Annotated in this window: 8 protein-coding genes; 7 read left to right on the top strand and 1 reads right to left on the bottom strand. The window is 38.3% G+C overall.

Translation table 11 applies throughout. The features are described 5' to 3' along the window. Positions 1 to 267: 267 nt before the first annotated feature. The 6 genes from ACKWCD_RS16990 to ACKWCD_RS16965 all read left to right on the top strand — a co-directional run bounded on the left by ACKWCD_RS16990 (position 268) and on the right by ACKWCD_RS16965 (position 10,122). Entirely contained in the window at positions 268 to 4,296 is a 4,029-nt protein-coding gene (locus tag ACKWCD_RS16990) for a T9SS type B sorting domain-containing protein (RefSeq protein WP_413985161.1), read from the top strand. A gap of 36 nt (positions 4,297 to 4,332) precedes the next feature. Further along, positions 4,333 to 5,262 carry a PorP/SprF family type IX secretion system membrane protein gene (locus ACKWCD_RS16985; RefSeq protein ID WP_413985160.1) on the top strand — a complete coding sequence of 310 codons (930 nt, stop codon included), beginning with the start codon at positions 4,333 to 4,335 and terminating at the stop codon, positions 5,260 to 5,262. Between the two features lie 11 nt (positions 5,263 to 5,273). After that, on the top strand, positions 5,274 to 7,214 hold the full coding sequence (locus ACKWCD_RS16980) for an OmpA family protein (RefSeq protein WP_413985159.1): 1,941 nt from the start codon (positions 5,274 to 5,276) through the stop codon (positions 7,212 to 7,214). Positions 7,215 to 7,367: 153 nt separating this feature from the next. Next, positions 7,368 to 8,402 carry a COX15/CtaA family protein gene (locus ACKWCD_RS16975; protein WP_413985158.1) on the top strand — a complete coding sequence of 345 codons (1,035 nt, stop codon included), beginning with the start codon at positions 7,368 to 7,370 and terminating at the stop codon, positions 8,400 to 8,402. 28 nt (positions 8,403 to 8,430) lie between these two features. Beyond that, positions 8,431 to 8,931 carry an IS1096 element passenger TnpR family protein gene (locus ACKWCD_RS16970; RefSeq protein WP_413985157.1) on the top strand — a complete coding sequence of 167 codons (501 nt, stop codon included), beginning with the start codon at positions 8,431 to 8,433 and terminating at the stop codon, positions 8,929 to 8,931. 132 nt (positions 8,932 to 9,063) lie between these two features. After that, positions 9,064 to 10,122, top strand: a complete 1,059-nt coding sequence (locus tag ACKWCD_RS16965) for a nucleoid-associated protein (RefSeq protein ID WP_413985156.1) — start codon at positions 9,064 to 9,066, stop codon at positions 10,120 to 10,122. A gap of 4 nt (positions 10,123 to 10,126) precedes the next feature. Here the strand turns inward: ACKWCD_RS16965 and ACKWCD_RS16960 are convergent, their stop codons facing one another. Beyond that, positions 10,127 to 11,209, bottom strand: a complete 1,083-nt coding sequence (locus tag ACKWCD_RS16960) for a hypothetical protein (RefSeq protein ID WP_413985155.1) — start codon at positions 11,207 to 11,209, stop codon at positions 10,127 to 10,129. Between the two features lie 259 nt (positions 11,210 to 11,468). Between ACKWCD_RS16960 and ACKWCD_RS16955 the strand changes: the two genes are divergently transcribed. Next, positions 11,469 to 23,834, top strand: a complete 12,366-nt coding sequence (locus ACKWCD_RS16955) for a T9SS type B sorting domain-containing protein (protein ID WP_413985154.1) — start codon at positions 11,469 to 11,471, stop codon at positions 23,832 to 23,834. The last annotated feature ends 49 nt before the right edge of the window (positions 23,835 to 23,883 follow it).

Below are 23,883 nucleotides of genomic sequence, written 5' to 3'. Positions count from 1 at the left end.
TTAGAAGAAATCTAATAACATTAAATCTGCTACTACAATCCTTTGATATGTAGGTTTTTGTAAGAATTTGTAGGAAATTTAATTCTATGTAGGAATTTTTTATATCCCCTACAAAAAAGTGCATTTCATCGATATTTTCAAGGGCAGGGACAACATTCTCTCGACAAACTACATATGTAAGCCTATTTTTGTTAAAATTTTAAGCATTTCATCGATAATTTTTTAACAACATGATGTATCTTGCATCAGCATAACATCCCCGTGTTTATGAAAAAGTATACATACTTTTTAGACCACACCAAACTAATTCAATTGATACAGGCCAAACTTGCTCCTGTTCAAATTTCAGTTTTACTAGAAAAAAAATTAACTACTTCAACCATGAAAAATTTTACTTTTTTCTCAAAGTCCCTTTTGAGTATTTTTTTGCTTTTGGGGCTATTTTCAATTCAAACTCTTAGTGCTCAAGATTCTGATAACGACGGAGTTATTGATGTTCTAGAGGACCTAATTACTCAAACTGATTCTGATCCTTATGCAAATAGCCTAGATTTTGATAGTGATGATGATGGTATAAGTGATAGTATTGAATATGGCGTTGATGTTTCATCGGTGAACTTTGCCCTTGATGCAGATGCAGATGGTATACCAGACGCCATGGATTCATCAGGAGGCGGAATTGACGCCAATGGAAATGGAGTCTTAGATAGCTTTGATCCCGTTGATACTGATGGTGATGGAGTTGTAGATATGGTAGACCTTGACAGTGATAATGATGGTATTTACGATGTAGTCGAAGCAGGTTTTGGTGCAAATGACACGAACAATGATGGTCGTGTTTCATCTACACCAGTAACAGATCTTAACGGAAACGGTCAAGTAGATGGCTTTGAAGGACAAACACCACCTAACACAATAACAGGTACACCTGCTAACTTCATCAATACGGATAGCGATGGTGATGGCTGTGCCGACGCTCTTGAGGCAGCAGGCAATTCTATACTCGAAAGTTTGGAAGCTGACGGCAGTATAAGTGGTATGGTTGATACAAATGGGTTTCCAAATCTTGCTCCATCAACCGGCATACCGCTTACACCTGCGGTAACAGATGGCTTAGATAAAAGCGTATGCGATACCTTTTTAGATTCTGATAATGACAGAGTAAGAGACGAGGTTGATTTAGATGATGACAATGATGGTATTCCTGATTTTGATGAATGCCTTTTCAATTCAGTCATCTTAGGCCCCTTTCTCGACACAAATACCAGTTTTGACTTTACGGGAACTGGAGGTACAGGTCCTGCAACATTCAATTCAATAACGCATCAAGGTGTTCAATATTCAAACTTTGTAGTACCAGATGGGTACGCTGAAAATTTTGCAACTACAAATCAAGCCCATGTATACGAAGTAAATAATAATGTAGACGGAAATACGGGCGGTACGGCTGGAAATAATATCTCAAATCCGGCATGGAATAGTATTATTTTACCTGCTTTTCAGTCAAACGATTTCAACTACTTTCAAAAACAAGACGGTGGTATTACTGCAACCGACTATTATACCTTAAACTATAATACGCCTATAATAATTACAGGTGATTCATTCATTCTAATTTCTGAACGAGGTGGTAATAATAACACCACCATAGAAGCTTATGACGTCAATGGAAATTCATTAGGTTCACAAATAGTTTTGGCAGCCAGTTCTGCTAACTATCTTCCTACAGGAACAACAGCTTCAAATGGACAAGAAATACGGATAGCTGTATACGCGCTTACCGACCTTGGTGCTCCCGGACAAAACATATCAAGCCTTAGAATGATTTCAGCGGGCGCAACTGGTGATGGCCCCGATGGGAAAGTATTTATTGTAGCAAATAATCCTGTTTGTCCTGATTCCGATGGTGATGGTATACCTAATCAATTTGATTTAGACAGTGATAATGACGGAATTGCCGATGTGATTGAATCCGGTGGAATTGATGCTGACATGGATGGGCGAGCAGATGATGATGACAATAACGGAAACAACGCAGGAAGCAATGGTATTCCTAGTACAGCAGGTACTGGAGCAAATCCGCCGAATTCGGATGGCAATGCGAACGATCTTCCAGATTATCTAGATATAGATGCTGATGATGATGGTATTCCTGATAATGTTGAAGGGCAACCAACAGCTACCTACCAACCCCCTAGTGGAATTGGAACCGGCATGACTGATGCCAATATGAACGGACTTGACGACAACTATGAGAACGGGGCCTTAATAGGTATCAACCCTGAGAATACCGATTTAATGGATAATCCAGATTATACAGATGATGATAGTGATAATGATACCATTTTAGACATCGTTGAAAATGGTGATACTGACAACGTAATATCTAATGTAGATACGGATGGTGATGGCCTTGATGATGCATTTGATGACAATGATGATTCAGCAATAGCAGGTTCGACTGTAAATGACGGAATTAACCCTCCAAATGCCTCAAATCTTGGCGATGAAGATAATGATTTAGCCACAGGTGGTGATGTAGATTATCGTGATGGACCTGATAATGACTCCGATGGTGACGGCATTACTGACGATGTAGATTTAGATGACGATAATGATGGAATTCCTGACACGGTAGAAGGTACTGGAGATACCGATAACGATGGTATTCCTGATTACTTAGATCTTGATTCAGATAACGATGGTATTCCAGATATTGTAGAAGCAGGAGGAACTGACGCTAATAGGGATGGTCAAATAGATTATCCAACACCTGGTGATCCAATGTCAATGAATGATTCCAATATGGATGGCTTGGATGATGGCGTTGCTGCCTCTCCCCTTCCAGATACCGATTCTGATGGTGACGGATTAGTTGACCGATTAGATCTTGACTCTGACAATGATGGTATTGCCGATATCATTGAAGCTGGCGGTACAGATGCAAATGGAGATGGCCAAGTAGATTATGCTACGCCTGGCGACCCGATGACTATGGCTGATGTTGATGGAGATGGTTTTATCGATACCATTGATACAGATGACAACACTGTAGCCGGTGTTGGTGATGGCGGTACAGCTTTGCCAGATACAGATACAGATGGTCCAGGAAGACCAAACAGAGTAGATCTTGATTCTGACAATGACGGTATTTATGATGTTGTTGAATCTGGTGGAACTGACGCTGATGGTGACGGTAGAGCAGATGATGATGATGATAACGTTGATAATACGGGAAGTAATGGTATTCCGACTTCAGCTGGAGGTGGAAATATTCCAACGGATACTGGTGCAGATGGTACACCAGATTATACAAATCTTGATAGTGACGGTGACGGCTGTAGCGATGCCAATGAAGCTTACCAAAATGCAAATGCTGATGGTGGAGACAACGGAGTATATGGTCTTGGAATTCCGACGACAAATGTAATTGGTCTTGTTGAAGCAGCAACCTATGATACTGGTGCTGTAGCCGCAGTTACAGATGCGACAGATGCAACTGCTTGTATAGTTCTAGATGCTGATGGCGATGGTGTTTTGGATACTCAAGAAATTGCGGACGGTACAGATCCTAATGATCCTTGTGATTTTGTTATTGCCAGTATTACTGAAGTACAAGGTGGTGATTGGTTACTAGCAGATTGTGATGGTGACGGTGTAACGAATGAACAAGAAGTTGCCGATGGCACAAACCCAGAAGACCCTTGTGACTTTAATGCAGACAATGTTACCCTAGAACTATCTGGCGATTATTTAATCTCCGATTGTGATGGAGATGGGGTTACAAATGGTACTGAAATTACAGATGGTACTGATCCTGAAGATCCATGCGACTTCTTAGAAGCAAGTGTAACCTTAGACCGATCAGGTGATTGGTTGACGGCCGATTGTGATGGTGATATGATTCCGAACGATCAAGAGAATACAGACGGAACCGATCCAGATGATCCTTGTAGTAACATTGGTGGAAATCCACCGCCTGAAGCGAATTGTGATACAGATTTATCTATCGAAACTGATTTGGTTAACCCAGGTGTTAATGGAGGTGTATTCCAAATTAATAATATTGAATTATTCCCAAATAACACCGTTAGAATTTATAACCGTTGGGGTATTCTTGTATTTGAAACTGAAGGATATGATAATAATAGTAGAGCCTTCAGAGGAATCTCAAATGGAAGAGCTACTGTTAATGCAGAGAATGAACTTCCTGTAGGCATATACTTCTATATCATAGAATATGTAGATGAAGGAACATCAAAAGTTCTTGACGGATACTTATACGTAAACAGATAATCCATACCCTCAACCATAAAAGTAAACTCGATAATCATGAAAAAATTCATAATAACATTAGTTTTCCTAACTACCTCGGTATGGGGAGTAATGGCACAACAAGATGCTCAGTACACGCAGTATATGTACAACACCTTGGCTGTTAACCCGGCTTACGCAGGATCTAGGGGCGTTTTAAGTATCAATGCACTTCATAGATCACAATGGGTTGGTCTAGATGGTGCACCGACCACACAAACCGTTAATTTCAACACACCTGTTTCAGAAAGGTTAGGTGTGGGTCTTTCTATTGTAAATGATAGAATTGGTAATGGAACCAATCAAGACACCTATTTTGATGCTGTAGCTTCTTACACTATTCCTACTTCAAAAACAGGAAAATTATCCTTTGGAATAAAAGCTGGAGGTCATGCATTAAATATTGATTTTAATCGTCTTCAAAATTACAATAATGAAGCGGGTACTGTAGGTCTTAGCAATATTGATAAAAAATTCTCTCCGAATTTCGGTGCTGGTATTTACTATCACACAGATACGTTTTACGCGGGACTTTCAGTTCCCAATTTTCTAAAAACTGAGCATTTTGATAATAGCACTGCGAGTCTAGCTGAAGAGCGTATGAATTTCTATTTCATTACTGGTTATGTATTTGATTTAAATCCGAATTTGAAGTTTAAGCCTGCGGCTTTAGTTAAAGCAGTTAGTGGAGCACCTTTACAAATTGATGTTTCTGCAAATTTCATGCTAAGTGAAAAATTTACTTTAGGAGCTGCCTACAGATGGGATGCCGCTTTCAGTGGTCTATTCGGTTTTCAGATCACTGACCAGTTCATGATTGGTTTGGCTTATGACAAAGAAACAACCGAGTTGGGTAATACAACTTTTAATGACGGTTCTTTCGAAGTACTGCTTCGATACGAGTTCCGTGCGAAGTACAAAAACGTAATAGCACCTAGATTCTTTTAAACTATACTGAGATGAATAAAAAATTAAGATATATTTTATGTGGTTCACTAATGGTTTGTACCCTAGTAACTGCTCAGGACAAGAAAACAAAAAAAGCAAAAGAGAGCTTTGAAAACTATTCTTATGCTCCTGCAATAGAGAGTTACGAGAATTTAGTAGATAAAGGGTACTCTGAAGAAGATATCTTTAAAAATTTAGGAGACGCAAACTACCAAAACGCGAACTACGGAGAAGCGGCCAATTGGTATAGTAAGCTTTTTGCTATGGAAGGTATTACGTTAGATACAGATTATATGTATCGCTATGCACAATCTTTAAAATCTTCAAAAGAGTATGAAGCTTCTGACGTTTGGATGCAAAAATATCAGGCTGCTAAACAAGCCGATGTTCGTGCCAAAAAGATTGCTGACAATCCAGATTATATGAAGAAGATTGAAAACAATTCAGGGCGATATGATGTGAAAACCTTATCCTTAAACTCGATGGCGTCTGATTTTGCTCCTGCTTTCAAAGGTGAGCAATTGGTGTTTTCTACAGCAAGAGATAGCGGTACCGTTTCAAGAAACATCCATACATGGAATAACAAACCTTTTACTAATCTTTATGCAGCGTCCTCATCAGGGAATGGTGATTTCGGACCAGCAACTAAGTTATCTTCTCTGAATAAGAAAACTCATGAAACTTCAGCAGTTTTCACAAAGGATGGTTCTACAGTTTACTTTACTAGAAACAATTCTGAAAATGGAAATTTTTCTAGGGATAAAGACGGTGTAAGTAGATTAAAAATTTACCGTGCCAATCTGAGTAATGGCGAGTGGACGAACATTGTGGAGTTGCCATTTAATGGAGATGACTATTCAACTGCGCATCCAGCATTGAGCCCTGATGAACGCAAATTGTACTTTGCATCCGATATGGAAGGAACAATAGGTGCATCTGATATATTTGTTGTTGACCTTAACGAAGATGGTAGCATTGGAGCTCCTAAAAATTTAGGTAATGTAATTAATACCGAAGCTAGAGAGACTTTTCCTTTTGTCAGTGCCTCAAACGCACTGTATTTTGCATCTGACGGACATCCAGGTCTTGGAGGGTTAGACGTTTTTGCCACTAAGATTGAGGATATGGACAACCTTTATGTTGTAAATGTTGGCAAATCTGTAAACAGTGAACAAGACGACTTTTCGTTTATAATCAATGAAGAAACTAAAAAAGGATATTTCGCTTCAAATAGAGATGGTGGCGTAGGTAGTGATGACATTTACGGATTCACTGAAACCGAAGAAATTGACCTTACCTGCAACACAATGGTTGAAGGAATGGTTAAAGACAAAGAAACAGGTGGACCATTAGCTGGTGCAAAAGTTGCCATTTTCAATAGCGCTAATGAGTTAGTTTCAGAAACCATTTCTGGAGACGATGGTTCTTTTTCTCTAGAAGGAGATTGTAGAGATGGAGATTATAAATTAGTCGCTTCTAAAGATGAGTATGACAATGGAGATAAAATGTTTGCCGTAGTTAGTGCAAATGATACTTCTGGTGTTGAAATAGCTCTAGAGAAAACAATTAAAAGAGCACCTGTAGGTACCGACTTAGTTGACTTCTTATCATTGAAACCTGTCTACTTTGATTTAGACAAAGCTGACATTCGACCAGATGCTTCAGCAACTATTTTAAAAGTGATCGAGTATATGAATCATTTTCCTGATATCAAGATTCAGATTCAATCGCATACAGATACAAAAGCGGGCACAAGGTATAACGAGAAATTGTCTCAAAGACGTGCAGACAATACCGTGGCTTACTTAATTTCAAACAAAATGGACGAATCTCGTGTTTCGGCCGTAGGTTTTGGTGAAACTAAGTTGGCAAATGACTGTACCGATTGGGCAAAGTGTACCCCAGAAAAGAACGAAGAAAATAGACGATCTGAATTTATCGTAATGGAATAAGACAACAACCAATCAATCCTTTAAAAAATGCTGTTCGTAATGAACGGCATTTTTTGTTACAAGATATCATTGGAGAACCCAAAATAAAGTTTTCAACTCTATATTTTCTTAGCTAAGAATGGTAATTTTGCAGAACAATTTCTACCGTTCGAAATGCAGAAAAACTTTCGTAAAATTGCCAAAGTCTCACTAGTTCTAGTCTACCTAGTAATTGTGGCGGGTGCAATTGTGCGGGTAACCGGAAGTGGTATGGGTTGCCCCGATTGGCCAAAATGTTTTGGTTACTACATTCCACCTACTGACATTTCTGAAATACAATGGACTCCAGACAAAGAATTCAAAAAAGGGCAAATTGTAATTCTCAAAGAAGAACTGCAAGTCGCTACCGAAGATTTCAAATCATCGGCAAGTTATAACCCAAAAAATTGGGAAGCTTATACCAAACATGAATATGCCACCTTTAACCCATGGCATACCTGGATCGAGTACATCAATAGATTGGTAACCGTTGTTTTGGGCCTACCGATGTTGCTATTGTTCTTTCTATCATTTTGGCTTTTCAAAAAAGACAAAGTAATTACAGTAGTAACTATATTGACGCTTGTCGTTCTAGGCATTCAGGCAGTGCTGGGCAAGCTAGTGGTTGATACCAATCTCAAGCCTACCATGATTTCTGTGCATATGATTATTGCATTGGTGATCATGGCTATGTTGATCTATTTAATTCATAGAACAGGTAAGCAATCAGAAAGAATCAAATTTGATCAAAAAGTTTTGTCTTTACTGCTTGTTGCTTTTGTTTTTAGTTTCATACAGATTATAATGGGCATTCAAGTGCGTCAGTTTGTAGATTTGCAAATAGACGTTTTAGGTGAAAACATGCAGAATAAATGGTTGCAAAGTCCGACGCTATCTTTTTATTTACATCGTTCTTTTTCGATCGCAGTAGTACTATTGAATCTTTTTATTGGGTATCGCATCTATAAATTTAATTTAGGTTATACAAAGATCAAATGGGTTTTGATTATTCTCTTAATAGAGGTAGTTTCTGGCATGGCCATGTATTATTTAAGTTTCCCATTTGCTAGTCAGCCGATACACCTTGTATTGGCCTCCCTCCTATTCGGTATTCAGTTCTATTTGATTTTGGAAGCATTAAAATCTAAAAGAAGTCGCAAAACTTTGTAACTTTGTCCTCCCACAAAAAGAAACACTAATGATTTACAAAGTGCGCATTATCTTAGATGCGAAGGACGATATTTTTCGAGATATCGAAATCGACGCTAGCAATTCTATGGAAGAATTCCATAATGCAATAGCGCAGGCTTTTGGTTTTTTGGGTAATGAAATGGCTTCCTTTTATACTTGTGATGAAGAATGGATACAAGATGAAGAAATTGCACTTTTCGATATGAGTGAGAGTGGTTCTGATGTTCGTTTGATGAATGAGACATTTTTAGAGGATGTTTTAAGCGAGAACAACCCAAAACTTATTTATGTCTATGATTTTTTAAATATGTGGACTTTCTTTGTCGAGCTTGCCGACATCGTTGAAAACGTAGCTGGAGTATCTTATCCTAATCTTCTTTTTAGCTTCGGAGAGTTACCAGAAACTCCCCCTGAAAAGAATTTTAAAGCGGAACGTGCTGATGATTTCGATTTTGATGATACGCTAGAAAATTATGATGATCTAGATTTTGATGAAAATTGGAATTGACATTAGTTTTAATTACTTGTCTTTCAGAGCACTTTCAATAAACTATAAATAGAACTTACAAATCAAAAGATTCTGGCCTTTACTGAAACGAGTTCAGGGCAGGCGCCAGAATGACAATAAATAAACTATTCAATGATAAACCTGTATTCTACCCAAATCGAAAGTATTTCATTACATCGTGTAGGCAACAAAAATAAGAGTGAAGGAATTTTCCTTTCTGAGGAGCCTTTTAACTTAAACGATGAAACTACAGGTTTACTTAAAGAGTATTTCTTTAAGCCTTTCCGAGAAAAAGAAGAGAATTACTTCAAGTTAGCCAATGAAGTTGATGTTGAGTTTAATGAATTGTATAAAATTGCAGCCGAAATTTTTGATGAACCTTCTTCTGCCCATTTAAACTCTAAAAAGATTGCTACACATTTATTTGAACAATCAAACCATCCGCATATAAAAAGCGGTGAAGTTTATGTTGGGTATTTAACTGGAGTGCTACTTGATAATGTAAAAGTAGATGCGATCGGAATATTCAAAAGCGAATTAAAACACGATTTTTTACAATTCGAAGAAACAGGAAGCAATCTGAACATCCTTGTTCAGCAAGGCATTAACATCAATAAACTTGATAAAGGATGTCTTATTTTTAATGTCGATAAAGAAGAAGGCTACAAGGTACTTTCAGTAGACAGCAATCGCTACGACGCCAAATATTGGCTAGAAAATTTCTTGGGAGCCGAGCCACTTTCCGACGATAATTTTAAAACCAAAAACTATTTAAAATTCTGTCAAAATTTCGCTAAAGATGTAGTTCTTCCTGCAGAAGACAAACAACAAGAAGTATTATTCATGAATCGCGCTGTAAATCATTTTGCGAAGAATGATGAATTTGAAGAGAGCAGCTTCTTAACCGAGGTAATGGAAAACCCAGAGTTAATTCCCGAATTCAAGCATTATAAGGTCGAGAAAGGCCCGAAATATAGTATTGAGGACGTTTCAAACTTCGATATTGCCAATAAAGCAGTTTCTGATGCAAGAAAGAAAATAAAGAATGTTATCAGCCTAGATACCAACATTCAAATTAAGATGGATTTCATTAATCCGGAATCTGCTGAAAAATTCGTTGAAAAAGGCTGGGATGAGGAAAAACAGATGTATTACTATCTAGTGTATTTCAATAAGGAGCAGAAAAGTTAAAGCCTCATAGGTTTATTTTGTTTTCAATAATCTGCTTCATACTCACATTCTCGTAATTCCGTTTTACAAAATCAAGGGCAAGGGTTAGAATTTCTCCCATGTTTTTGCATTGTTTGAATTTCATGTCTAAAATAAAAGCTTGAATTTCAGAACGTAACATTTCTACGTGTTTGTCAATTGAGATACGATCTTCTCTACAGATATCTATCAATTGTTCAATTCTATCTTCTGAACTAATGATACGTTTTGCAACGATAGACCGCTCTTCTACCTTATATTGATCAACTGAATATTTCTGAAGCTTCTCTCGTACCAATTCTACCATCAAAAAATTCTCCTTAAAAAACTGAGGACGATACACTTTAAGTTTTCCTTCAAAACTTTGTTGATCAAAATCAATCGCTCGAATTTTATAAACCACATGATCAAAATCATGGGTAGGAACAATTACATAATTATAAGAACGCATATCACCTAAAAGCCGAATCATGCAGCGTTCATTAAATTTCACAAACTCCTTTGCCAACTGTGCTTTTTCAGATTCTGTGCATTTTGGAAGCATTTCTTTGATAAAAACATCTCCGGGTATTCCTGCAATATGTTCCTCAATCAGAGTGTCTTTATAAACCAAAAAATTGAGATTATAAGGGGAAAGCATGTGCTCTAATTCGAGTCCATATACTCGCGATGCATCTGCCTTTTTCACATAGAAATAGGTGAAATTGTCATTGAGAATATTTCGAATTTTTATTCGAAAAGGCTTAGAGTTTCCAAAGGTGCAGTAGTCAACGGCATCTACATTTAAGTATTCCATAATGCGATCGCTTCCATCAGAATGTAAAATTGAATACACCTTTTTTAAACTGACATCTATTTCTTTTCGCTCGTGATCTTCATAATACACCCGCACCCAAAGTGTATCTTCATCATGCTCATCATAAACCACCACCGAACCTGCAAAACGTAATAAGTCATCGTAGAAAATTGGAATCTCTATTTTCCGATTATAATGATCCAAATAGGCATCTAACTTACCACTCACTGGATAAGCAGGCTTCTTCTTTGACATCAACTTTTCATCTGCCATTTTTTACATCAATTTTAATTTCCTTTTAACCGATATGTGAGGATTTATGTGATTTTTTTATACTTAAAAGATGTTTTTTCCTACAAAAACATATCGTATAGGTACCGGTGAACAGCTAGTTTCCTTCCACAATTTACACAATTCTTGACGTTACCAACACTACTCTGGCCTTTTACAACATATTATTGCCTATATCTGTAGCTTATGTTTTTTTTGAAGTTGGATCAGATGCATCCATCCCAAATAAAACCTAACTAAAATGATTCGGAAATTACTTTTTTTTCTATTAGTAATTGGAGTTACAGTCTCGGTAAAAGCTCAATTGAGTGATCTTCATTATTTACCGCCTTTGAAACAGGGTCAAAACAATGCAGGTATACGCCAACAAGCAGTATACTTATCAACGCCTGAGCCCACACCGTTTACGGTAAATGTTTACCGAGGAACGAATAACACGCCTATTGACACCTTCACATTATCAAATGTAAATCCTGAGGTATTCACCATGTCTAATGGTGATAACAATATCATATTGGTCAACAATGCCAATACCGGTATTGTCTTAAATAATAGTGGACTTCGTTTTGAAGCTCCAAGTGGCAACCGCTTTTACGTTAACTACCGAGGCAGTAGTAGTGCTCAATCGGCTTCATTGACCTCAAAAGGTAGGGCAGCAATGGGTACCAGATTTAAATGGGGAGGTGTACCAAATAGAGGTTCGCATTCTTCTAAATCAAATACGCTTGGTATTATGGCAACCGAAGATAATACTGTCGTTAACCTATTTGGTTACGATCCTGGTTGTGAGTTCAGAGTAGGCAATAATAGAGCAGGTATTACGGCGAATACACATCAAATCACTCTTGATGCCAATGAATCATTCGTTTATGAAACTTACATCGGTACAGCACCAACGCAAGCGCATGAAGATGGTTGGATCGGAGCATCAATAGTATCTGATAAGAACATTGTAATAAGTAATGGTTCAATGAACTATGGCCGAGTTATAGGTTCGAGTAACCGTGATGCTGGTATCGATCAGCCGGTTCCAGAAAATCGTTTGGGTAAGGAATATGTTTTTGTACGTGGAAATGGTGGCACTAATGGCAATACGGAGTTTCCCCTAATAATAGCTATTGCTGACAATACTCAGATTCGTATCAATGGCTCTGCTACGCCTATTGCAACGATTAATAACGGCGAATATTTTCAAGTACCTGGTAATTTGTACTCGGGTAATTCCGCTGGTGCAAACATGTTGATAGAAACCTCTAAAGACGTTTATGCTTATCAATGTATGGCTGGAGATCCAAATAGGGATTATACCCAAGGTTTGAATTTCGTTGCCCCCGTGAACTGCCTTTTACCAGACGTTATGGATAATATTCCGGATATCCGGAATATGGCCGGTACTCCTGTTACTGGTGGTATGACTATCATCGCAGCCGTAAATACTCCTGATGCTAATATTGTTGTCACGGATGGTAACGGTCCAGTATCCCTGCCAGCTTCTAATCCAGTTGCCGGTTCAATCAATTGGAAAACATTTTATATTCCCAATCTAAATGGTAATGTCAGCGTACAATCAACAGGGCCAATGGCCGTTGGATTTTTTGGTTCCAACTCTGCCAGAGGGGTTGCCGGCTATTTTTCAGGCTTTGATACCGTACCCGAGGTATCACTTGAAATCAGAGGTGGTACTGGCTGTTTTGTGGGTTCTGAAATTTACGAGGCAACAAATAGTAATTTTGATGCTTTTCAATGGTTCAAAAATGATCAGATAGTGCCTGGCGCCAATAGTCCGAGTTATGCCCCTGAAGGAGCTGGCGAATACTTTTTAAGAGGAACTAAGGGCCCTTGTACATACGATAGCAATTCTATTCTAGGCCTCTATTGCAAACCTGACATTCATATTGAAAAGACAGTAGATAAGGCAGAAATCAATGAAGGTGAAACCGCGATCTTCACCATTAGAATACAAAACTGGGGTGTAGGTCCTCTGACCAACCTTCTGGTGACAGACAATATTCCTACTGGTTTATCCTTGGTTTCAAACTTTACGTTAAAAGGCTCCTTTGTCGGAAATACATGGAATATAGGTACACTAGATGGTGGCGAAGTTGCCCAATTACAGCTAGAAGTTCAAGCCGATGAAATCGATACCTTACCCCTACTAAGCTTAACAAATACCGTAACCCACACACAGGATCAAACTGATACGAACCTGACAGAAGATACGCCTTCGGCACATATTATTGTTCATAATGACTATGACAATGATGGCGTGATTGATATTGTTGATTTAGATGATGATAATGATGGTGTTTATGATGAAGTAGAATGTGAGAACCTATCTTTTACTATTTCCGGAGGGAATGCGCATACTAGTAGTTTGACAAGTGCAGAAAATTATTTTATACTTGATATTTTTAGTTTAGATAATTCTTTCAACATACAAATCAACGGTACCGATTTAGCCGGCGAAATTCAATTTCAAGCTGCAGCAGGTAATTTTGCAAGATTTTTGGACGGCTCCGGATATGGTGAAAATGGAATTCCGCAAATATATACCTTGAGTGGATCCCCTGAAAGTCCTTTACTTCGAGTGGTAGTAGATGAATCAGGCCAATTTCAATTATACGGATCAAGAATTTCAAACGGTCCGTTAGAACCCATGAGATTAACCACACCAGCAACGACTTTTAATTGGAATACGTCTGGAAATAACGATGTAAGTATAAATCAGATTGTTAGTGGTCCTACAAATATGAGTGGAGTTCTACTAACAGCAGGTTGCGACACGGATACTGATGGAATAGCAAATCATTTAGATTTAGATAGTGATGGCGATGGCTGTAGTGATGCGAACGAATTTTATAAAGAAGAAACTGCTGATGGAGGTGATGGTGGTGAATACGGCACAGGTGTTCCCGTCGTTGACTCAAATGATGGTACCGTCAACGCGGCATCATATGTTCAAGTTTTGGCTCCAGAAATCTTACTAGGTAACACTACAGAAGATCTTGGTGGTACAATGGATATTAATGGTCAGGCTGTTGATCTAGGAGATAGTTTTGAGTATGTCTTACGTTTTCAAAATACGGGTGATGATAATGCAACCAGTTATTCTATTCGAAATATACTCCCCAACAACATTACCTTGGACAATATAGAAGTTCCTGATGGTTCAAATATTACCTCGTCGCATGATATAAATACAAACATCGTGATCTTTACTATTCCTGATAATTTAGTAGAGATAGGAGACCCTGAATACACTATTAGAATAACCGTCACACTAGCGTCAAACTGCTCTGATTTTGTAGATGCTTGTTCTTCAGAATTGGAAAATACCGCTTACTCCACATATCAAGGTGTATTGAATACTAATGTATTTACAGATGAAAACGGTTCAAACTCTATTACGGCTTGTCCAAGAACTCCTGAGGTTGCTAGAAACTCTATATTGACTGGTCTTACAGATTGTAATTTACCAAGAACGGCACAGCTTTGTAACGACGATATTACCCTAACCGCTGGTCTTGGTTTTGCCAATTATAATTGGGTTCTAGACACCAACGGCGATGGAAATGTAGATTCGGGTGATACTGTATTAAGCAATGGTAGTTCAAATACATTAACCGTTACTTCAATTGGCAATTATATTGTTGAAAAATCAGGGAATGGCACCTGTCCAGATTTAATCGAACGTATAGAAGTTGTGCGCTACGGCACAACGCAGACCAACCCCATAATTGATTATTTTAATCAAGTAAACAATGATACTGACCCAGATAATGATTTACAAGGTGAGATTGTTACCTGTACAATTGATCAGGCTAGTTTACCTGAAATATTTTTATGTGGTGAAAACGATGAAGCAACCATACAACTAAGTATCACTGATGCTGATAGTATTGAATGGCAAAAACTTGATGAGGGTAGTTGTAGCGGAACCTCTAATAACCCTGAAAATTGTGCGAATCTAAATGGCACTTGTACATGGGATACGGTCTCTAACCTTTCAAACTATACTATAACTGACAGCGGCGAATATAGATTGATTATCAATTATCCTGGTGGATGTGTAAGTCGTTTCTACTTTAATGCTTTCAAAAACAATTTACCGATAAATGTTGCGACGCCAATCGATATCCTATGTAATACACCTGGTAATATTAGAGTCTTGAATCTAGGTGCTGATTACGGCTTTCAATTAGTAGATGCTACCAATAGCAACATAATCATTCCTTTTTCAGATAACAACGGTCCTAATTTTGATATTACAACTAGCGGTACTTATAAAGTTCAGGTCACTCAATTGCATCCTATGGATGGTTCTCCTGAAGCGGGTACAGTCATAGTTGGTGCTTGTATTTTTGAAACTGAGGATATTGGTATTCAAGAACAAGTATTTGACGTAGCACTTACAACAACACAAGCAGATTGTAACCAATTAGGAACGATTACCGTACAAGCACTTAATGCACGCCCTAATTATAACTATGAGCTTCGTTTTCTAGACGGTAGCAACGGAGGTCTTGGTGCAGACGCCGGTAAGCAGCTTGCCGTGAACGACAACACCCATACATTTTCAAATCTTTTGCCTGGAAATTATAATGTGATAACCACTACACAAGATGGCTGTTCGGAATCTAATCCTATCACAGTAACAGAAATACCCGAACTAACTTTATTAGCTGTTACTTCTGAAAATATAACCTGTAGACCTGGTATTGTAAATTTGACACCCGACGGTGGTTTACCTAGCCCCGATTACGAAATGGCGATATGGAGCATAGACGGTAACACATCATATACAAATGAAACTGATGTACCAGATTCGGAATATCAAACCACAGCAAGTTTTCTATTTGGAGATTCTGGAAACCCCAATAGAGCGGGTGACTATGTTTTTATTGTTAGAGACGGTAACGGATGTTATGCGAAGTCAGCTTCTGTTCCGGTACTAGACTTAGGTACCATAACAATTTCGGCTGATAACTCTGAAATAGTTTGTGCTGATAGCTCCACCGCTTCATTAACCGTTTCTGCTTCAGGTGGTAATGCTCCTTATCAATATAGTTTAGACGGTGGAATCAACTACCAGAATACCAATACGTTTGTGAACTTACCTGCTGGTTTCTATACTATTACCGTAATGGATTCAAGCGGTGTGCCAGGATCAGGGTGTGTTGAAACTTTTGATCATGAAATCGAACAGCCTTTTCGATTAACCTCATCGGCGACCATTCTTGAAGATGCATCGTGTAATCCCGCTGGTGCCTTAGTGAAAATTATCAATACCAATGGCGGTAAAACGCCCTATGAATATAGCTTCAATGGAGGTACTTTTAGTGGGGTTGACGAACAAAATTTACTTCCAGGAACCCATAATTTCACGGTTAGAGATGCCCTAGGTTGTACTTTTGATATGGATTTAACGGTTCCAACAAGTACTACCGATCCAACTTTTTCAAGCTCAGTCGACTACAATTGTATTGGCGAGGGAGAGATTACGATTATACCATCAAATAATACTAATTTCAACTATAACTATTCTTTGAATGGCACCGCAAATACCCCAGCGGATAATAATGTATTTAATAACGTAGCTGATGGATCACATACGATTACAATTGGCTACTCAAATACCACTACACCTGATCAAAGCACCTTATTCTTAGAGAATTTTGGCGCGGGACCCAATACTCAAATTGCGGAAATAGGTCCGGATTATTGTTATGAACCGCAAGATGGATCATTAGTAAATTGTAATCGAGGTCCGGCTGGCATCTTAGTAAATGGTGAATATACTGTTACCAACTTGGTGACCAATCCAATTTCATCATTGACTAGTCCGCAAGACCATAGTGGGCTAACGGATGGTAGGTTCTTGGCAATCGATATTAGTACATTCTCTGATACAGGTAATGAAGTACTCAATTCAGTGTTATGGAGACGAGAAAATATTGAAGTATCACAAAATAGAGAAGTTACGCTTAGTTTCTGGGCTTATAATCTTAAAAACGTAACGGGAACAGGCAATAATCCTGAAGTTTTAGTTGAAATTTTTGATAACCTCGGAGCGCTGATTCATAGCGAAGTAACGCCAGAAATACCGAAAAATAATAACGACATAGATTGGCATCCACGTACTATTACATTTGACCCGGGTGTCAGCACTAGCATCGATATTGTTTTTAGATCGAACGTAAATAGTAACGATGGTAATGATTTGATTTTAGATGATATTTCAGCCTCACAAGACCTTGAAATCTGCGAAAAAACTACAGATATCCCTGTTATTGTCGAAGACAATAAGGAGTTCTCAGCAAATATATTGGGTACTAACGATCCTAACTGTAATGGTGGTTCAGATGGTTCTATTCGTTTTGAAGTGTTGAACTTTGATCTTGCAGAAGGTTTTCAATATTCTATAAATGGAAGTACGCCAACAATTTCAATGGTCTCAGAAGTGACAACTAGTGCTCCATTAACCGCTGGTTCTTATACGGTTCTGATAGAAAAGCTTCCGCTTACTACAGTATGTACGACTGATTTTACGGTAACCTTAGGTGAACCTACTCCAATTATGCCTTCGTTGACTCAAACTGCACCGTATACTTGTTTCAATACGGGAGGCACGTTAAGAGCATCAGCAACAGGTGGTACGCCAGGCTATGAATATCAACTGGAAAATACCGCAGGTATTGTAATTAGAGCATATCAAACCAATACCGATTTTGTTAACGTACCTGAAGGTGACTATTTCGTACGAGTTCAAAATATCGGTAGTAATAAGTGTCCAGTGCTATCAAGCACTCCCGTAAGAATTGACCGTTATGAAGATATTGACTTTGACTTAAGCACCATATGTTATGATGGTCTTAACAATGGTACTATAACTGTTACCGTTAATACAGGTAATGGTGGTTATCTATTCAGACGAGATGGTCTTGGTTGGGAGAGTCCAAATTCAGCTACTCCCACAAGCTATACTTTTACAGGATTATCGGAAGGGGATTATGACATTGAAGTAAGCGATGCTTACGGATGTCTTTCAATTATTAAACCCATTTCTATCGTAGAGACTTTGACAGCAACAATAGCTACTGTTGATGCAAGTACTTGTGCCGATGGTAGTATTACTGTGAATGCCAATGGTGGAGACGGCAATTATGTGTATGCATTTGTACCTACAAGTGATACTTTAGATGACAGTGATTTCGGAACCTCAAATACCCATGCGGTCACAACTGCAAACACCGGCGATTACAACGTATATGTGCGTGACAATGGTGGTATCGACCCTAGGTGTGAATACCAAAATACGGCAACGATTCAAAATGCACCAGTTTTGGCTTTTGATGCCCCACCTACAGATGCAATTTGTTTTGGAGAATTTGGAAGCATTACAGTAACCATAACTTCTGGTAGAGCACCATATACTTATCAATTGATTGATACCGATAATGGTGTTTCAGATGAGATTCAAAACTCTGTAGTGGGTACTACAAGAACCTATTTTAATTTGCTTGCTGGAAATTATGATGTTATCGTTACGGATGCTCTTGGTTGTTCGGTTAGTGATTTAGCCGTTACAATTTCACAGCCTGAGGAATTAACGGCTACTATTTCAGGAATTACACCAGCAGATTGTACAGGAGATCTTAATGATTTTGGTTTACGTTTTACAGCATATCCTACCACATTAGGCGATATTGAGTTTAGTTCTGATGGCGGTACAACATGGGTAGGTGACAATAGCGTTCCAGGTACTTCAGATGAATTAAGAGGATACTTGTCAGGTGATACGGTTTATCCAGCTATGCGAACAGTTGACGGCAGTGGCAATACTATTTGTATAAATACTAATTTTCCACCTTTTGTTATTCCTTATCCTTTAGATGATTTAGACATTACAGTACTTCCTATAATCGTTGATTGTAATGAATTACAGGTAACTGTTCAAGGTCGAGAAGGTGCTGCACCATACGAATACGCAATTTCAGATGACCCCGCCAACTTCAACCCTGCTACCGCTACATGGATCCTAGGTGATACTATCGATGGTGATGGAGTCACAGTAGTTCCTGCTGGTCATGGAAGGCATGTATGGGTTGGTTTAATTCCGGGCAAAACCTATGTATTCTATGTTCGCGACAGTAATACTTGTACGAGGCAGAGTAGTGTTAATGTGAACGATATAACGACCAACCCTATGGAAATTACGTCTGTTCATGAATCGTCTTGTTTTGGTGCCAATAACGGTGAGATAACATATACTATTACTGATTCCGATGGTTTGACTGAACCACAAATGGATTGGACACTTTATGATATTAACGACAATGTGATACAGACTAGTGGAATTATTCCTTTTTCCAACACTATTAATATTACCAACCTATCTGAAAATGAGTACTATATCATAGTGACACAAGTAGATGCTAGCAACGCAGTTCAGTGTATCAGCGGTAGTGAAAACCTATTATTAGAAGAATTAGATGCAATTACAGCAACACTAAACCCAATTCAAAATATTAGTTGCGAATCTCCTGGTATTATCCGCGTAGAAAATATACAAGGTGGTGGCGGTACTTTTACGTATACCGTAACTGGGCCAGCTCCTTTTACTACCATTACAGGCACCACTGATAATCCTATTGAAATACCTGAGAATTCACCAACAGGTGACTACCATATTCAAATTACAGATCAATACGGATGTCCTTCTATTACATATACCGAAACATTGACCTTAAGTCCAAATCCAATAATTACAAATCTGGACATAGATAATTGTGGATCGGGAACCACTGTAACAATTGAACCTAGTAGTGTTTCTCTTTTTTATTCGATAGATGGAGGCACGACATTTTTTAGTAATAGTGGTGTTTTCAACAATGTTCCTGAAGGTCATCATACAGCAGTATTAAAAGATACAAATGGCTGTACGGTTTCTCAATCGTTTATTGTAGAACCAACGCTACAAGCCACCGCAAGTTTAGCAGAAGATTTAGGTTGTGGACCGGGTCAAGAAGCTGAAATATTGATTGAAGTAACTGCAGGTTCTGGTAATTACGAGTACAAAATTGAAGATTCTTCAGGTACAGAAGTTGTTCTTAGAGGGCCTCTTCCTACTAATCCGGTGACAGAACTAATTAATACAGATGGCACTTATACCGTTTATGTTTATGATATGTCAGTTAATCCTGAATGTCATCGCGAATTCCCGATTGAAGTGCCGCCGGCTATGATTCCTGACTTCTCGGTGAACGCAACAGATGTTGCATGTTTCGATGCTCCAAATGGAAGTATTACGGTGACACCAATTAACAATGGTAATACGCCACATACTTATACAATTAGCCCCAATGTAGCTACTTTTAATAGCACTACGAGTTCCTTTGATAACCTTCCTCCAGATACGTATGTTATAACCGCAACAGGAGTGAATGGATGTCAAGAAACAAGAAACGCTGTAATTATCCAGCCCCTAGCAATTACGTTTACCACACCAGCAGTAACTCCTTTTGAATGCTCAAGCAACAATAGTCCAACTAATGCCACGATTTCCATTGACATAAGTAGTATAGGGGGCGGAAGTCTTAACTATACGAATTACCAATTTGAAGAAGTCACTAGTGGTGTCATCCAAAATGGCATTTCCAATACCTACATATTTAGCGATTTTACCGGTGGTGATGTAATTGTTAGAGTTTTTGATGATAAAGGTTGTCATGGTGAAGTAACAGTTAATGTTCCTGAATTTGATCAAATGAATACGCCCACTATAACAATAGTAGACCCTATAAGTTGTGCAGCAGGCGAAAATATTGAAATTAATGTGGTAGGAAATGTAACAAATTACTTGTCCAATCCGAGTAATTATGAGTTTAGAAGGCTGCCTTCAACGACCTATCAAGCTTCTAATTTCTTCACTCTACTCCCACCAGACACGTATACTTTTGGGGCACGAAATATTAATACAGGTTGTGAAATACTGATTGAACATATTGTTGAAGACCCGAACACGATTGAATTTAGTGTTCAAAAATTGGCTGATGCTGTTTGCTATGGTGATGACGGAAGTATTCAACTGAATATTTCAGACCCTACATATACAGGTGACTACACTTGGACTATTTATGATCCGCAAGGCACACCAGCAGATCAAACAGATGATACCGTATTTTTGCCTATGCCTTCAGGTGCAGATCCTAGAGCTCCGATTACTATTCAGGCTGGTAGCTATATTGTAGGAGTCATACAAGATGGTTTACCATCTTGTGAGCAGTTTAGATCATTTACAATTACTACACCTTTAGCCCCAATAACTCTCGCGCCAATAGATTTAACTGATGTGGGTTGTAGTAATAATAATAATCAAGGTACTGCTTACATTAAGCCAATTGGTGGTTTAGGTCTTTACAATATTATTTTGACCAATACGACTACAGGAAAAATTCATACTGAGGTCAAAGGGGTAGACTCTTACCTTTTCGAAGGCTTATTTGCGGGTCAGTTTACCATTGAGATAGAAGATGCTTTAAATTGTCCCGAAACCTTTGTCAATGCATTTGAATTAGTTGTACCTGAAATAATTACTGCTGATCCGATTGTTGTTCCCACTTTGGATTGTGAGGGCTATTCTGATGCTACGATTAGTTTAAATTTGAATCCTTCCGGGAGAAATGTAATAACCAATTATTACTATACTTTAAATAGGTATACAGATAATTCTGGTACTATTTTATTGTCAAGCACCCCACCGCAAACCTCACCTACATTTAGCAACCAAGGTGCAGGATTTTATAATATAACAGTGACAGATGACATGGGCTGCCCATACGCTTCAGAGATAATAGAAATCGTAGACCCGATCGAGACAAGTGCTATGCTATTCATTTCAGCAGCTAACAGTTGCGTAAACAATGCCGAGCTAGAACTTACGGCTATAGGTGGCACTGGTCCATATAGGTGGAGCATAGATGGTGCTTCATTCAATCCAATGAATGAAATCAATGGAGCAAATACCCATTTATTCCAAAATGTTACCCCGGGGTCTTATGAATATTTTGTACAGGATAGCAATGATTGTATTTCTATACTTTCTAATGAAATTGTAATTAAACAACCAGAGGACTTAACCTTAGTAAGGGACCCATCAGGAGAGGTTATAACTTGTTTTGGCCAAAGTACAGCAGTTATTCAAGTCGTGGCTGATGGTGGACTTGGAAATTACCAATATGGTCTATTCTCAGATCTAGCACTTACAAATGTGGTCAGATCTTACCAAGCTTCAGGTACTTTTGCGGACTTGGGAGCAGACACGTATTATGTGAATGTACAAAGTGACGATTGTCCATTTACACCATTAGAGATTGTAATAGAAGAGCCTACGGAGTTAATTGTTACACCTATTCCTACTGACGTCACTTGTTATGGACGAGGTGATGGTAAAATAGAATTCGATATCCAAAGTGGTACTGGTCCTTTCCAATATGCCATTTCTCCTGATCTTGATAAATTCGAAGACGAGGGCATTTTTGAAAATCTGTCACCTGGTAATTATACTGTAATTATTCAAGATAGTAATGGTTGCCCAATTAGTCATATAGTTCCCATTGATGAGCCTGATCAGTTAATCATGACCTTAACTTCAACACCAGAAATATGTGAAGGAGAAGAGAACGGTACTATCACTGTAGCTATTGAACCAGGAACTGGAACACCACCTTATAGCACGGCTATTGATTCAAATAGTGATGAAGATTTTGTTATGGGAAGAACTACATTCGAAAATGTGGCCAGCGGTAACCATTGGGTATATGTTAGAGATGCCAATGGATGTCTTTTACAAGATCTGATCTCCGTTGAGGCCGGTCCTAATTTAAATGTCGCCTCTTATGAAGTTATTTATGAGTGTACAGGTGATACACCTACCAACCGTCTTTCCATAGTTTTCCAAGACGAAACTTTTGACGTTGAAAGCGCAGTCTTGTCTAGTGTAGATTCAACCGACCCGAATGACTTAATTTTAGGTACTAATCATGAAAACTTGGCGCCAGGTAGTCACTATATTTATTTGGTGTACGAAGAATGTAGAAAAACTATAAATTTCGAGGTTACTGAATACTTACCATTAGAACTTAATTTAGTACAGTTAGGTTTGAATGAAATTACTGCCAATGCATCTGAAGGTAGAGAAGGTTATACCTACTTTTTCAATGAGATGAATAATGGCGATGACAATACCTTTTACATTAAAAGAACAGATACCTATACGGTAAGAGTTGTCGATGAAAACGGATGCGAAGCTATTGCTACAATTGATATGGAATTCATAGATATTGAGATTCCGAATTTCTTTACACCTGATGGAGATGGTCTAAATGACTTCTGGATTCCAAGAAATATTGAGCAATTTCCTGATATTTTCATTAAAATATATGACCGTTATGGTAGAGAGGTTTACCGCATAAAGGATGACGAAGAAGGTTGGAATGGCCTTTATCAAGAATCTGACTTGCCCACTGGTGATTATTGGTATATCATAAGACTAAACGGTGAAGACGATGATCGAGAATTTGTGGGTAACTTCACCCTATATAGATAAAGAATCACTAAGAAAAACCACCCAAATTTGGGTGGTTTTCTTTTTTATC

The sequence above is a fragment of the Maribacter taeanensis genome, from assembly GCF_047345145.1.
Lineage (GTDB): Bacteria > Bacteroidota > Bacteroidia > Flavobacteriales > Flavobacteriaceae > Maribacter_C.
This window is presented reverse-complemented; position numbering and strand designations above follow the sequence as displayed.

What these genes read in the sequence shown, in the direction of transcription:
- ACKWCD_RS16990 (WP_413985161.1), top strand. Translation starts at nt 268, where the DNA reads ATGAAAAAGTATACATACTTTTTAGACCACACCAAACTAATTCAATTG.
- ACKWCD_RS16985 (WP_413985160.1), top strand. Translation starts at nt 4,333, where the DNA reads ATGAAAAAATTCATAATAACATTAGTTTTCCTAACTACCTCGGTATGG.
- ACKWCD_RS16980 (WP_413985159.1), top strand. Translation starts at nt 5,274, where the DNA reads ATGAATAAAAAATTAAGATATATTTTATGTGGTTCACTAATGGTTTGT.
- ACKWCD_RS16975 (WP_413985158.1), top strand. Translation starts at nt 7,368, where the DNA reads ATGCAGAAAAACTTTCGTAAAATTGCCAAAGTCTCACTAGTTCTAGTC.
- ACKWCD_RS16970 (WP_413985157.1), top strand. Translation starts at nt 8,431, where the DNA reads ATGATTTACAAAGTGCGCATTATCTTAGATGCGAAGGACGATATTTTT.
- ACKWCD_RS16965 (WP_413985156.1), top strand. Translation starts at nt 9,064, where the DNA reads ATGATAAACCTGTATTCTACCCAAATCGAAAGTATTTCATTACATCGT.
- ACKWCD_RS16960 (WP_413985155.1), bottom strand. Translation starts at nt 11,209, where the DNA reads ATGGCAGATGAAAAGTTGATGTCAAAGAAGAAGCCTGCTTATCCAGTG.
- ACKWCD_RS16955 (WP_413985154.1), top strand. Translation starts at nt 11,469, where the DNA reads ATGATTCGGAAATTACTTTTTTTTCTATTAGTAATTGGAGTTACAGTC.